The 13,238-nt window shown below is 67.3% G+C and carries 11 protein-coding genes; 3 read left to right on the forward strand and 8 right to left on the reverse strand.

The window, feature by feature from the left end; all coding sequences use genetic code 11:
* Nucleotides 1-50 precede the first annotated feature (50 nt).
* Nucleotides 51-572, forward strand: a complete 522-nt coding sequence (locus HL653_RS09365; RefSeq protein WP_171744292.1) for a PilZ domain-containing protein — start codon at nt 51-53, stop codon at nt 570-572.
* Between the two features lie 279 nt (nt 573-851).
* On the opposite strand, the gene HL653_RS09370 is transcribed toward HL653_RS09365, so the two are convergent.
* The gene (locus HL653_RS09370) at nt 852-1,508 is read right to left on the reverse strand and encodes a response regulator transcription factor (RefSeq protein WP_171744293.1); all 657 of its coding nucleotides are present in this window, start codon (nt 1,506-1,508) and stop codon (nt 852-854) included.
* Nucleotides 1,509-1,732: 224 nt separating this feature from the next.
* Between HL653_RS09370 and HL653_RS09375 the strand changes: the two genes are divergently transcribed.
* Nucleotides 1,733-3,745, forward strand: a complete 2,013-nt coding sequence (locus tag HL653_RS09375; protein ID WP_171744294.1) for an ATP-binding protein — start codon at nt 1,733-1,735, stop codon at nt 3,743-3,745.
* A 69-nt stretch (nt 3,746-3,814) separates the two neighbouring features.
* Nucleotides 3,815-5,392 carry a M28 family metallopeptidase gene (locus HL653_RS09380; RefSeq protein ID WP_171744295.1) on the forward strand — a complete coding sequence of 526 codons (1,578 nt, stop codon included), beginning with the start codon at nt 3,815-3,817 and terminating at the stop codon, nt 5,390-5,392.
* A 241-nt stretch (nt 5,393-5,633) separates the two neighbouring features.
* Here the strand turns inward: HL653_RS09380 and HL653_RS09385 are convergent, their stop codons facing one another.
* The 7 genes from HL653_RS09385 to HL653_RS09415 all read right to left on the reverse strand — a co-directional run bounded on the left by HL653_RS09385 (nt 5,634) and on the right by HL653_RS09415 (nt 13,188).
* The gene (locus HL653_RS09385; protein WP_253717791.1) at nt 5,634-6,113 is read right to left on the reverse strand and encodes a hypothetical protein; all 480 of its coding nucleotides are present in this window, start codon (nt 6,111-6,113) and stop codon (nt 5,634-5,636) included.
* A 78-nt stretch (nt 6,114-6,191) separates the two neighbouring features.
* Nucleotides 6,192-6,641: an Rrf2 family transcriptional regulator gene (locus tag HL653_RS09390; RefSeq protein WP_171744296.1), complete on the reverse strand. Its 450-nt coding sequence runs from the start codon at nt 6,639-6,641 to the stop codon at nt 6,192-6,194.
* Nucleotide 6,642: 1 nt separating this feature from the next.
* Nucleotides 6,643-8,526, reverse strand: a complete 1,884-nt coding sequence (gene sppA / locus HL653_RS09395) for a signal peptide peptidase SppA (RefSeq protein ID WP_171744297.1) — start codon at nt 8,524-8,526, stop codon at nt 6,643-6,645.
* Nucleotides 8,527-8,791: 265 nt separating this feature from the next.
* Nucleotides 8,792-10,042 carry a dicarboxylate/amino acid:cation symporter gene (locus HL653_RS09400; protein ID WP_171744298.1) on the reverse strand — a complete coding sequence of 417 codons (1,251 nt, stop codon included), beginning with the start codon at nt 10,040-10,042 and terminating at the stop codon, nt 8,792-8,794.
* Nucleotides 10,043-10,044: 2 nt separating this feature from the next.
* Entirely contained in the window at nt 10,045-11,025 is a 981-nt protein-coding gene (gene dgcA, locus HL653_RS09405) for an N-acetyl-D-Glu racemase DgcA (protein ID WP_171744299.1), read from the reverse strand.
* Nucleotides 10,998-12,020: an N-acetyltransferase DgcN gene (gene dgcN / locus HL653_RS09410; RefSeq protein ID WP_171744300.1), complete on the reverse strand. Its 1,023-nt coding sequence runs from the start codon at nt 12,018-12,020 to the stop codon at nt 10,998-11,000. The genes dgcA and dgcN overlap by 28 nt, the downstream gene beginning before the upstream one ends.
* Nucleotides 12,021-12,297: 277 nt before the next feature.
* Nucleotides 12,298-13,188, reverse strand: coding sequence for a LysR family transcriptional regulator (locus tag HL653_RS09415; RefSeq protein WP_253717797.1), 891 nt, complete (start codon nt 13,186-13,188; stop codon nt 12,298-12,300).
* Between the last annotated feature and the right edge of the window lie 50 nt (nt 13,189-13,238).

Genomic DNA, 13,238 nt, shown 5'->3' on the forward strand with positions numbered 1-13,238 from the left:
ACGAAATTGCAACGCGTGAAAAGCGTCAGCACAAGCGCCATAAGGTGCGGATGTCGGCATCCGTTCACCCGATTGACGTGTATCAGGAAGTGACGATCCACAATGCGTCGCGCAGCGGCCTGATGGGGGAATCCCCCATCGAGGTCGAGGTCGGCCAGACGATCTTCGTCAGCCTTGACGACAGGACCTATCTGTCCGGCGTCGTGCGCTGGACCAAGGGCCAGCAGTTCGGCCTCGATCTGGACGATCCGCTGGATCTGGCCGGCATCGCCCCCGAGGTGGATCATGGCCGGGAGATCGGCCACAAGCCGCGCGCGGAACGCGTCGATCTCAATCTGCCGGCGCGTCTCCATTCGGGCCAGTCCGCCCGCCCGGCGACGATCCGCAACCTGTCGCGCAGCGGCATGGCGATCGAGGCGGGCGAGGGGCTTCTGGCGGGCCAGCAGGTGCTGGTGCGCATCCGCGAGCGGCCGCTGATCCTCGCGCGCGTCCAGTGGAACCGCACGGGCCTGGTGGGTGTCGCCACGGTCTCCGACGTGCCGCTGCTGCAATTGCTCTATTCCGAGGACTGAAGGCCTGCCGGGTCCGTGCCGGCCTTGGCGGCCCGGCACGGATCGACATTCCCCGCTCATCCCGAGGAGGCGCTGCATCCCGCACAGCCTCGGCCCGAAGGACATGTCACGGCGCGTACGTCCTTCGAGCCGCCATTGGTTCTGGCTTATGGCAGGCCCAGCCGGTGCATCCGCGTCAGCGGGCGCGGCAAGGCCCAATGGCTCCTCTGGATGAGCGGGGGTGACGCAGCGAAATGAAGCACCCCTCGTCTTTTCGAAGGGCCTGAAGGCCGATCCGCGCTAGGCGTGGCCGATTGCCGTCCTGCCGCCTTCGACCACCGCCATCAGCGCGACCAAGCCCACCACATTGCCGGTCTGCAGCTTGCGCATCGCATTGGCGCGATGCATCTCCACCGTCCGCACGCTGAGATCCAGCTCGCGGGCGATTTCCTTGTTCGAAAGCCCGGTCGCCAGCCGGTTGACGATCTCCCGCTCGCGCTGGGTCAGGCTTGCCAGTCGCGCGAGCGCGGCATTGCGGTCCCGCTCTTCCGTGGCGCGATCCTGCAGCGCATCGAACGCCATATCGAGCGCGCCCTCCAGTTCCCCCATTTCGAAGGGCTTGGAGAGAAATTCGATCGCGCCCAGCCGCATCGCGCGCACCGCGATCGGCACTTCGCCATGGGCGGTGATCACGATCACGGGCCAGGTCTTGGCCCTCCGCCGAAGCTCGCCCATCAGTTCCAGCCCGTCGATATCGGGCATGCGGATATCCATGAGGATCGGGGCCGGTTTCAGATCGTCGATCCGGTCGAGAAAGTCGCAGCCGGAGCGGAAGGGGAATGCGTCGATACCCATCGCGCCGAACAATTTGTGAAGGGAACGGCGCATCTCCGCGCTGTCGTCGACGACGTAAACGCTCTTGTTAACCTGAAGGTCGCACTGCTTCCCGATATTCATTCCGCTACCAATACAAACCATTTTGCTAGACAAAAATACCCATTGTGGGGAACTACATGTCGTACAAATCGTTCCCGCGCCGGAAAGGGGGAGACGAAATTTTCGATAAACTGCCATTTTTTAACGATAATGCGCAGTTTTTGAGCGGCAGTGCATTGCCTCGCTCCCCTTCGTCAAGGAAAGCGAAGTTCGCAGTTGCAGCAATTTCACTTTCGCTGATCGCGGTGATCTGGATCGCCTCGGTCAGTCGGGCGCATCTGCTGCATCGTCATGGGATCACCCTGGCCGTGGAGGGCAACGACGCCCGCGTGCGCGATCACGAACTCTATGTCGCGCGCACGCTGGATGCGGTGCGGATGGCCATGGATCATGTGTTCCAGCTTTACGGAGAGGCGTTGATCGCGGGCGCGCGTTCCCCGTCCGGGCCGATCTTCCTCGGGAGTGATCCGGTACTCGCCGGGCGGCTTCTGGCCGGCACGCGGATCGCGTCCGGGGACGGGAGGATCATCGCCGCTGTCGGCCGCTCGCCGACGGCGCTTCCCGCGGATCTTCTGGCATGGATGGGCCGTGCGCCCATGCAGGACGGGCGGCTCCTGATCAGCCCGCCATTCCGGGACCCGGCGACGGGGGCGGAGCGCATTTACGCGATACGACGCTTCATGCGGGCGCCCGACCGCACCGACCGCACCAATCGCATCCTGGCGATCGTGCCGATGGCGCCGGCGGCGCTGCTGGGGGTGACGGGCGATGCGTGGGGCGCGACGAACACGGATACGGTGATCATCGGGGACGACGGCATCGTTCGCGCGCGCATGATCGGCGACCGTGTCGTTCCGAACGTGCGGCTGAGCGGTGCCGAGTGGGCATGGCTCGGCCTCGGTCCGGGGGCCTGGGACCGGATCCGACACGGCGATGCGCATGGGCGCCATTCCGGAGAGGGCGGGCGGGATCATGTCGCCCGTTCGGCCAGCTTCCATCATGCGCGGGCCTATCCGCTGATCGTGGCGAGCGCGGTGGGGCATGGGGCCACCCTCAATCCGTTTCATTGGTTCGGGCGGGTCCATCTGGCCGGCGCGCTGACGCGCACGATCGCCGTGCTGGCCGTCGCCTGGCTGGCCTTCCGCGCGATCGATGCGCAGGTGCGACGCGAACTGGCTCTGGCCGAGAATAATCGCCGCCTGCTGGTCGCCCAGATGATGGGGCGGATGGGCGAGTGGAGCTGGGATGCCGCCACCGATACGGTCTGGCGTTCGCCGGTGCTGGATTGGCTGTATGGCGATCGGGGCCGGCAGCGAAAGAAGCTGGCGGACATTCTGCCCGGCCTCGATCCCGAGGATCGCAGGCGGGTGGAAGAGGCGTTCCACGTCGTGATGGCCACCGGCGAGCCCTGCGAGTTCCAGCGGCGGGGCGGGGCCCAGGATGGCGGGCGGCGGGTGCGCCGCGTGATCGCCTATCCGACCCGCAATGCCGAGGGCACGATCATCGGCGTGCACGGGATCGATCAGGACGTCACCACCGCGAAGCGCCTCGAAAGCCTGGAGAGCCGGATCGTCCAGCTGTCGCGGCTGGATGCGATGCATCTGATGGCCGCCACGCTGGCGCATGAGATCAACCAGCCGCTCGCCGCCGCCGCCAATTATCTGGTCGCCAGCCGGCGCCTGCTCGCGCGGCCCGGCACGGCCCCCCATCCGGAGATCGAGGATCTGATCCTGTCGGGCGAGACGCAGGTCCGCAACGCCGGGCAGATCGTCCGGCGCGTCCGGGAGATGGTGATGAAGCGGGACGAGCATGTTCCGATCGTCGTGTCCGGCGCTTGGCACAGGGCCGCGGAACTGGTCGAGGCCGTGACAGAGGACAGGGCCATCCTCTTCGAAACCGAGATCGACGAGGATGCCGCGATGGTGATCGCGGACGAGGTGCAACTGAGCCAGGTCTTCACCAATCTGATGCGGAATGCGGTGGAGGCCGTGCCGGCCGGCCCTGTCCTGATCGGCCTGCGCGTGCGGAGAGACGACAAGGGCTGCGTGCGGCTGGACGTGCGCGACAATGGCAGCGGCGTCGCCATGCCCGATCACGACGTCTTCGCGCCGCTGGAGACGACGAAGGAATCGGGCTTCGGCCTCGGTCTCATCATCTCCCGCACGATCGTGGAGGCGCACGGAGGGCGCATCTGGATCGAGTCGTCCGGCGCCGAGGGAACGGTCGTCGCCTTCACGCTGCAGAACGGGGTGCCCTGAAGAAGGGCTCCGCCCTTTGCAATGCGCGGCCGGCTCGGCCATCGTGCCCAGGTCATTCGAGGAGACATCATGCGCCGCGCTTTCGCCCTCACGCTCGCCCTTTTGGGCGCCACCTCCGCCACCGCCGCCACGCGCGGAGAGACATGGTGGGCGCATGTGCAGGCGATCGCCAATGACGACATGAAGGGCCGCCTGACCGGCACGCCCGATCATCTGCGCGCGGCCGATTATGTGATCGGCCGGCTCAAGGCGATGGGGCTGGAGCCGGCGGGCGTGGACGGCTTCTTCCAGCCGGTGGGCTTCACCGAGCAGCGCATCCTTGGCCCCCAGACGGTGGCGTCGCTGGAGGGGCCGGGCGGTTCCGTGCCGCTCAAGGTGCCCGATGCGATGATCGTGTCGGGCGGCGGCGGCCCCGCGCCGGACATGATCGACGCGCCGATGGTGTTCGCGGGCTATGGCCTGCGCATTCCCGAGGCGGGCTATGACGATTTCGCCGGGCTGGACGTGAAGGGCAAGATCGTCGTCGTGATCGCGGGCGGGCCCTCCACCATCTCCGGCGCGCTCAAGTCCAACGCGCGATCGGAACGGACCAAATATCTGGCGGAGAAGGGCGCGGTCGGCATCCTCGCGCTCACCCCGCCCAAGCAGATCGAAATTCCGTGGGCGCGCCGGATGGGCATCTCCTCGCAGCCCGCGATGTTCCTGGCCGATGCCGCGCTGCGCGACATCAAGGTGCCGTTCTTTTCGGCGATGTTCGACACCGCCCAGTCGGAGCTTTTGTTCAAGGGATCGGGCCACAGCTTCGAGGAGGTCGGCACGCTGGCCGACGCATCGAAGCCGGTGCCGCGCTTCGATCTGGGCGAGCGGCTGAAGGTGAAGGTCGCGGCGCAGCGGCGCGAGGTGACCTCGCCCAATATCGTCGCGAAGATGCCGGGCACGGATCCGAAGCTGAAGAACGAATATGTCGTCGTCTCGGCGCATCTCGATGGGCTCGGCGTGGGCGAGCCGATCAAGGGCGACACGATCTATAACGGCGCGATGGACGATGCCTCGGGTGTCGCCACCGTGCTGGAGATCGCGGCCAAGCTGAAGGCGGACGGCGCGACGCCGAAGCGCTCGATCCTGTTCGCGTTCGTGACGGCGGAGGAGAAGGGGCTGCTCGGCTCGCGTTACTTCGCCAGCCGGCCGACCGTGCCGAGGAAGGACATCGTCGCGGATCTGAACTTCGACATGCCGCTGCCGCTGTGGCCGTTAAAGAGCGTGCTGGTGCTGGGCGCCGAGGAAAGCAGTCTGGGTGAGGTGGCCAAGGCGGTGAGCGCCGCGCGTGGCCTGCCGCTGGCGCCCGATCCGCTGCCCGATCGCAACAGCTTCACGCGATCGGACCAGTTCAGCTTCATCCGTGCGGGCATCCCCTCGGTCGCGTTCAAGTTCGGCTTCGCGCGCGGCACGCCCGAGGAGCAGATCGAGAAGGAATGGCGCGCCGTGCGCTACCACTCGCCCTCGGACGACATCGATCAGCCGGTGGAGAAGGAGGAAGCGGTCAAGCTCAACGATTTCGTGGCGGACATGGCGCTGAGCGTGGCGAACGGGGCCAAGCGCCCGGCCTGGAATGCGGACAGCGCGTTTCGGAAGTTTGCTGTGAAATAGGGGGAGGGGTGGAGGATTGCGTTCTCGATCGCGTGAGCCGCTTCCTCCTCCCCCGTTCGTCCTGAGCGAAGTCGAAGGACGGGCTCTAGGCGACATCGCTTGTGGCACGTGCTTCGACTTGGCTCAGCACGAACGGGGGGTCTTATAAGGCTTCGTCATTGCGAGCGCAGCGAAGCACTCCAGTCCCGAACGAGCGGACTGGATTGCTTCGCTGCGCTCGCAATGACGGGCGGTTGGCCCCTCACGCGTAGGTGGCGGAAACGTCCAGTTTCAGGCCGCGCAGTCCGGTCACGCGCGCCCCGTTGCAGAAGGGGGCGGCGATCAGTCGCATCCAGCGGCGCTGCCCGTCTCCGCCGTTGATCACCGTATCGAGGATGAAGCCGCGCCGGTGGCGGATCGCATAAGCGCGCAGCCGCTCCATCGCCGCGCGCGATTCCTCGGCATAGAAGCCCACCGTCTCCGCGCGCCTCAGCGTGGCGCCGCGCGGCAGGCCGAACATGTCGAACACCTGATCGGACCAGGTCAGCCGGTTGCCGTCGAGCAGATCGCAGGACCAGATGCCGATGCCGCCGCGCAGAGCCGCGTCGCGGTCAATCTCGCTGATGGGCGCGAAAGCGCGCTCGAAGCTGTCTGTACGGTCCATCAGGCCGAGATCGAAGCGCTGCTCCTGCTCGAACAGCGGCCAGCTATGATTCAATTCCAGCGGGAGGACAGGCAGCAAGGTCGATCCTTCGCGGAGGGCATTCTCCGATTAGTTTCGACAGGTAACTAAAAGATTTCAGCTGGCAAGAAAGGCAGATTATTCCGTCGTTTCCAGTTCATTGCCGGCAAAGGCCGGGTCGCTCACCGCATCGGCGAGCGTGCGATGGTCCAGCACCGAGACGAGCTGTTCGCGCGCATCCATCATCACGCGGCGCAGCGCGCAGGCGGCTTCGTCCGAGCAATCGCGGCAGGGGCGGTAGAATTTCTGGCTCGCGCAGCCGATCAGCGCCAGCGGCCCCTCGATCGATCGGATCACCTCGCCGAACGTGATCTCGCCCGGCGGGCGCGTGAGGACATAGCCGCCGCGCGGGCCGCGCGTGCTGGCGACGAAGCCGTTGCGCTTGAGATCGACGAAGATCGCCTCGAGAAACTTCCTCGGCACGTTGGCGGCCGTCGCGATCGAGACGATCGGCTCCGGCCCCTCCCGTTCGCAGGAGGCCATGTGGAGCAGCGCCTTCAGCGCATAGCGGCTATGTTGCGACAGCATCTTAGCGAGCCAGCTTCGCGACGAGGCCGGGCAGCATCGCGCGGACCGAGGCGGCATCGGGCGCGGGCGCCGTGCCGCCGCATTCCAGGCAGCGGACCTGCACCACCGGGCCGGAGAGGATAGTGCCGGCATCGGCCAGCGCGTTCAATGCCGTCGCCTGCGGCGCGCGGGCGATGCGGGCGAGGGGATCGGTCACCGCGGCATCGGCATCGCCGTCCGGACGGCGACCGGCCCATTCGGCCAGCAGCGCCTTGTAGGGATTGGGATCGCGCTCGATCCAGCGCGGCCGCGCGTCGCCGCCCGAAAGCTTGGCGGCGGAGGCGGCGAAAGCGATCGCATCGTCCAGCCCGCCGAAGCGATCGACGAGGCCCAACTGGCGCGCGGTGCTGCCCGCCCACACATGGCCCTGGCCGATCTCGTCGACATGCTCGGGCGTCATGTGGCGCGCGGCACCGACGATGTTCATGAAGCGCGCATAGGTGCTGGTGATGCTGCCCTGGATCAGCCGGTCGATCGTGGGCGAGGTGCCCTTCAGCACGTCCGGCTGGCCGGAGAGCGGCGTGGTCGCCACGCCGTCCGCCGACAGGCCAAGCTTGGCGAGCGTGCCCTCGAAGGTGGGGATCAACGCGAACACGCCGATCGATCCGGTGATCGTGGCGGGATCGGCGAACACCATCTGGCCGGGCGTCGACACCCAATAGCCGCCCGAAGCCGCCACCGATCCCATCGAGACGACGATCGGCAGCCCCTGCGACTTGGCTTCGAGGATCGCGCTGCGGATCCGCTCCGAACCCGTCACCGAGCCACCGGGGCTGTCGACGCGCACCACCAGCGCCTTGATGCGCTTCTTGGCGAGTTCGTCGGTCAGCAGGCGCGCGATCGTCTCGCCGCCGGCGGTGCCGGGGCCGCGCTCGCCGTCCACGATCTCGCCCGCGATCGTCAGCACGCCGACCTTGCCGGCGGCGGGCTCGGGATGGGCCGCGAGATAGCGATCGATCGGGATCGCCTGATAGTCGCCGGGCTTGCCGCCAGCGGCGTCGCCGGCAATCTCGGCGACGCGGCGGCCAAAGGCGATGCGATCGCCAAGCTTGTCGACCAGGCCCGCATCCAGCGCGGCCTTGCTCGTATCGTTGCCGGCGCGCTCCAGCGCTCCGGCCGGATCCTTCTCATAAGGGGCGAGCTGCGCCTTGGGGCGGGCCTTCGCGACCTCCTCGTTCCATCGCGCCCACAGGCTGTCCGCCAGCGCCTGATTGGCGGCGCGCGCCTCGGGCGAGAGATCGGCGCGGATATAGGGCTCGCCCGCCGACTTGAAGCGGCCGACGCGATAGAGGTGCGCGGTGACGCCGATCTTGTCGAGCAGGCCCTTGTAATAGAGCTGCGAGCCGCCGGGCCCGCTCAGGAAGATCGCGCCCAGCGGATTGAGCCACAGGTCGCTGGCGTGCGCGGCGAGCTGGTATCCGTCATCGGCATAGCCGGTCGCATAGACGAAGACTGGCTTGCCGCCGCGCCGCGCGCCGTCGATCGCCTCGCCCACTTCGGCCAGCGCCGCCTGACGCCCGCCCGCGAAGCGATCGAGATCCAGCACGATCGCCTTCACCAGCGGATCGGTGGAGGCCACCTGCAGCGCGCGCACCACATCGCGCAGGCGATATTCGCGCGTCGCCGGCCCGTTGCCGGAAATGACGGAGAGCGGATCGGCATCGGCCGGCTGCTCGACGATCGTGCCGTCCAGCTTCAGCACCAGCGCGCCGGAGGTGGGCACGGACGGATTGGGGCGTACCGACAGCAGGGCGAAGAGCGCACCGAAGAACAACAGCAGGAGCAGGAGCACGAGAGCATCCTTGATCCCGACCAGAAGCCGCCAGAAACCCCGTACGACGCGCATCACTGTCTCCGCGGCGCGCATGTCGCGTCCATCCACCGGGATGGGGAAAGAGCGGGCGAGATCATGTCCCTCGCTCTGCCCTGCGCCGGATCCGCGCCATAGCTGATCCGATCGGCCGGGAAAGTTTCCCACCCACTCGCCGATTTGCCCATTTTCGGGGCCAAATCGAAGCGAAAAGTGTGACGTCCCTCACCGAGCATAAGCGAGCGATATAGGGCATCGGCCGGGACGCCGTAAGGGGCCGCTTCGGCGAGAAATTTCGGGCCTATTCCTGCGCGGGGCGAGAGGCGGCGGTACGGTCCAGCTCCCCCTCCCACGCGGCGACGCTGGTGGCGACAACGATGTTCGCCGATGCGCTCGGCACGGTGCGCGTCATGTCCAGCAGCCGATCGAAGGGCAGGATGAAGCCCACCATCAAGGCGGTCTGCTCCGCCGGTACGCCCACTGCAGACAGCACGGCGGCCAGCATGAACAGCGAGGCGGACGGAACGGGCGCGGTGCCGAAGGCCGCCAGCGCACCCGTCAGCCACACCGTCCCCAGCACGACGGGCGAGAGCGGGACGCCGAACGCCTGCAGGCTGAACAGGCTGATCAGGCCGACATACATGGCCGTGCCGTCCTTGCCGATCGCGGCGCCCAGCGGCAGCACGGTGGAGGTGATCGTGCGCGAGACGCCGAGATTATCCTCGGCGCAGCGCATCGCGACCGGCATCGTCGCGGAGCTGGAGGCGGTGGAGAAAGCGATCGCCAGCGCATCGACGATCCCGCCCAGGAAGCGGCGCGGGCCGATGCCGGCGACCGTGCGGACCAGCGGCAGGTGGACGAAGGCGATCTGGATCAGAGATCCGATCACGACGCCCAGGGCCAGCCAGCCGATATGCGCGAACACCTGCACGCCGCCCGCTGCCACCGCATTGGCGACGAGCGCGAACACGCCGAACGGCGTCAGCTCCATCACGAGGCGCACGATGCGGAGCAGGACGGCCGAGGCGGCGGCGAGGAAATTCGCGACCGGGCGGCCATCCTCCCCCGCCAGCACGACGCCCACCCCGATCAGGATCGAGAAGAGGATGATCGGCAGCATCTCGCCCTTGGCGAGCGAGTCGAAGATGTTGGTCGGCACGATCCCGATCAGCTGATCGTGGAGCGTCTTGGCCTCGCCCAGCGACTGCGCGGCGGCGCCCGCCAGCGTTACGCCCTCGCCCGGCCGTAGCAGAATCGCGACGATCATGCCGACCGCGACCGCGACGAAGGTGGTGGCGAGGAACAGGCCCAGCGTCCGCCCGCCGAGCGAGCCCAACCGCGACGGATCGCCCAGCGTGGTGATCCCCGCCGCGATCGTGATCAGCACGACGGGGACGACCAGCATCCGGATCAGGCGTACAAAGAGTTCGCCGACAAAGGCGATCGTCGGTGCCACGCCCGGAAAGGCGAAACCCAGGGCGATGCCCAGCAGCAGGCCGATCAGCACGCGCTGCCACAGGATCAGGCCGCGCCTGCCTTCACGTCCCCGCATTGTCACGCTCGGTTCGTGCCCCAGAAGCCGGGGGCGGGGGGCAGGATCATGCCGTCTTCCACGGTGATGCCACCGGGCCGGTCCTGCTTGAGCCACCACGGCCCGTCGAGATCGGCATAATCGGCGTGCATCGCCACGGCGAGCGCGGGCACGATCGAAAGCGAGGTGGAGATCATGCAGCCGACCATCACACCGAAGCCCCGTGCCCGCGCCGCTTCCAGCAGAACGAGCGCCTCGGTCAGGCCGCCCGTCTTGTCGAGCTTGATGTTCACCATGTCGTAGCGGCCGACGAGGTGATCGAGATCGCGGCTGACATGCACCGATTCATCGGCACAGATTGGCACGGCGCGCTCGAACCCGGCAAGCCCCGCATCAATCTCGGACGGCACCGGTTGCTCGACGAAATCGACGCGCAGTTCGGCCAGCAAAGGCTGAAGGCTGGCGAGCAGGGCCAGATCCCAGCTTTCGTTGGGATCGACGATCAGCTTCGGCGCGGGCGCGCTCTTGCGGACGGCGCGCAGGCACGCCTCCACATCCTCGGCGTTCACCTTCACCTTCACGAGCGGGGCGGCGGCCAGCGCCACAGCGGCCTCGCCCATCGCCTCGGGCGTGTCGAGGCTCACAGTGAGGGCCGTCGCCAGCGGACGGGTGAGCAGGGGGAGCGAGGCTTTGCCCTGCTTCAGTTCCCAATCCCACAGCGCGCAATCGATCGCGTTGCGGGCCGCTCCCGGCGCCAGCAGGCCGGGGAGGTCGGCCCGCCCGGCACCGGAGGCGAGCGCGTCCGTCACTTCCCGTATTTCGGCGAGGACGGTGGCGGGCGTTTCCTCATAGCGGGCATAGGGCACGGCCTCGCCGCGACCCATGACGCCGTCCGCCTCGATCTCCACCGTCACCACCTCGGCGGCGGTCTTCACCCCGCGCGAGATGCGGAAGGGCCGCTCCAGCGGCCAGCTTTCTATGCCGCTACGGATGTCGCGTCGCATTCCAGCAGCCTGTCGATGATCCGGTTCACACCCATTCGCAGAGGATCCTGGCAGGGCAGCCCATATTTGTCTTCCGCCTCGGCGCACACGCGCAGCGCATCCTCATCGGACAGACGCGACGTGTTCAGGCCGATGCCGACGAAGCGCGCGCCCGGACGGGTGAGAGCGGCGGCGGCGAGGTTCGCTTCCATACATTCGCCGATGTCCGGCAACGTGCGATAAGACAAGCCGCGCATGCTCGGCCGGCCATATTCGTGGCACATGACGAGCGCTTCCGCCTGCGCTCCGTGCAGCAGGCCGAGCGAGACGCCCGCGAAGGAGGGGTGGAACAGCGAGCCCTGGCCCTCGATCAGATCCCAGCCGTCGTCGGTGCGGGCGGGCGAGATCATCTCGGCGGCGCCAGAGATGAAATCGGCGACCACGGCATCGATCGGTACGCCGGACTGGGCGATGAGGATGCCGGTCTGGCCGGTGGCGCGGAAATCGGCGGGCAGGCCGCGCGCATGCAGTTCGCGCTCCAGTGCCAGCGTCGTGTACATCTTGCCGACCGAGCAATCGGTGCCGACCGTCAGCAGGCGCTTGCCTGCGCGCGGGCGGCCATTGCCGACGACGAGACCCTTCGGCGGCTCGCGCACGTCGAACAATTGCAGGCCGGCTTCCTCGGCGGCGGCGACCAGATCGGGATGATCGTTGAGGCGGTCATGCAGGCCCGCGGCGACATTGAGCCCGGCGGCGAGCGCCGCCAGCACGTCGGCCTTGGCCGACGGCCCCATGATGCCGCCCGCATTGGCGACACCTAGCACCAGCGTGCGCGCGCCGCGCGCATAGGCCTCGGCGAAGTCGAGATGCTCGAGGCCGAGCGTCACGGTGCAGTCGGGATTGCGATATTCGCCGACGGCGACCTCCGGCCGCCAGACGGCGATGCCACGCGAGGTCTTCACCGAAAGCTCATCGGTCGATGAGCCGAGATACAGCAGATAGGGGCTCGGGATCATTCCGCTCTCTTCTTGGGAGGGGCGAGGGATGCTCGCTGTCCCCAATCGATGTCAGATTTCCCGGCATTGCCGATATTTCAAAGGAAGAGGCGGCGTATAGACGAAGGCTATGAGGGGTTTGATGATCCGCTCATGTGGGCGGCGGCACCGGCCTTCTCACTCCGCTTGCCCCGAGCATGTCGAAGCTATTCTTCTTTTCCGGTCTTTCAGGAAGAAGGGCGGTGCTTCGACAGGCTCGGCACGAACGGGAGAGGGCCGCGCATTTCGCAAACAGCCTCTAAGCACTGATCTCCGCGATCGTCTCCCGCAGCGTGCGGATGAACTCGCTTTGGAGGCGCGACAGCGGGCGATCTTCCAGATGGATCGCATAAACACCGAACGCCGCCTTCTCGACGAGCGGACGGAAATCCATCCCGTCCGACAGGCAGGCGCGCGCGGTGAATTCATCGACGATCGCGACGCCCGCGCCGCGCCGCACGAGCGCGGCCGCGACATAATAGGTCTGCACGCTCACCTGGGCGCGCACGGGCGTCTCCTCGCCCATCTCCTCGTTGAACAGGTTCGCGAGCGTGCCCGTCGAGGACAGGCTGATCACGTCCCGCTCGGCCACCATCTCCAGCGAGACGCGCTCGGGCGCGTCGGGCCAGTCCTCCTTGCGGAACAGCAGCACCAGTTCGCCGCTCGCCAACTGGATATGGGCGAGGCGCGGGTGGCGCGGCAGATCGTAGCTCACCGCCAGATCGCATTCGCGCTCGTAGAGCGAGCGCAGGATATCGTCATTGTGCAACGTCTGGATGTCGATCGAGACGTCGCGATTCTTCGCGCGGAAGCGGCTCACCGCCGCCGGCGCCACGTCCAGCCCCAACGAGGGCAGCACGGCGAGGCTGAGCCGTCCCTCGCTGCCGCGCCGCAAATTGATCGTCGTCTGCTGCAGCGAATCGAGCCGCGTCTGCAGTTCGCGCACCTCGCGGAACAGGATATGCGCCTCGTCCGTGGGAACGAGCCTGCCCTTGACGATGCGGAACAATGTGAAGCCGATCCGGCTCTCCGCGTGGCGCAGCACCTTGCTGACCGAAGGCTGCGAGACATTGAGCGCCCGCGCCGCCGCGCTTACCGAGCCGGATTGATAGACGGCGTGGAAGACTTCGATATGACGGTGCTTCAACATGTGTGAACGCACGATCACCTGCTTCGTCCGCCGCTGCAAGCGCGCGTTCG

Origin of the sequence: Sphingomonas sp. AP4-R1, from assembly GCF_013113735.1 — a bacterium.
Classification (GTDB): Bacteria; Pseudomonadota; Alphaproteobacteria; order Sphingomonadales; family Sphingomonadaceae; genus Sphingomonas_I.

Excerpts from the sequence above, each read along its gene's own strand:
- HL653_RS09365 (WP_171744292.1), top strand. The coding sequence starts at position 51 with ATGTCGGCATCCGTTCACCCGATTGACGTGTATCAGGAAGTGACGATC.
- HL653_RS09400 (WP_171744298.1), bottom strand. The coding sequence starts at position 10,042 with ATGCGGGGACGTGAAGGCAGGCGCGGCCTGATCCTGTGGCAGCGCGTG.
- dgcN (WP_171744300.1), bottom strand. The coding sequence starts at position 12,020 with ATGATCCCGAGCCCCTATCTGCTGTATCTCGGCTCATCGACCGATGAG.
- HL653_RS09390 (WP_171744296.1), bottom strand. The coding sequence starts at position 6,641 with ATGCTGTCGCAACATAGCCGCTATGCGCTGAAGGCGCTGCTCCACATG.
- HL653_RS09380 (WP_171744295.1), top strand. The coding sequence starts at position 3,815 with ATGCGCCGCGCTTTCGCCCTCACGCTCGCCCTTTTGGGCGCCACCTCC.
- sppA (WP_171744297.1), bottom strand. The coding sequence starts at position 8,526 with ATGCGCGTCGTACGGGGTTTCTGGCGGCTTCTGGTCGGGATCAAGGAT.
- HL653_RS09415 (WP_253717797.1), bottom strand. The coding sequence starts at position 13,188 with ATGTTGAAGCACCGTCATATCGAAGTCTTCCACGCCGTCTATCAATCC.
- dgcA (WP_171744299.1), bottom strand. The coding sequence starts at position 11,025 with ATGCGACGCGACATCCGTAGCGGCATAGAAAGCTGGCCGCTGGAGCGG.
- HL653_RS09370 (WP_171744293.1), bottom strand. The coding sequence starts at position 1,508 with ATGAATATCGGGAAGCAGTGCGACCTTCAGGTTAACAAGAGCGTTTAC.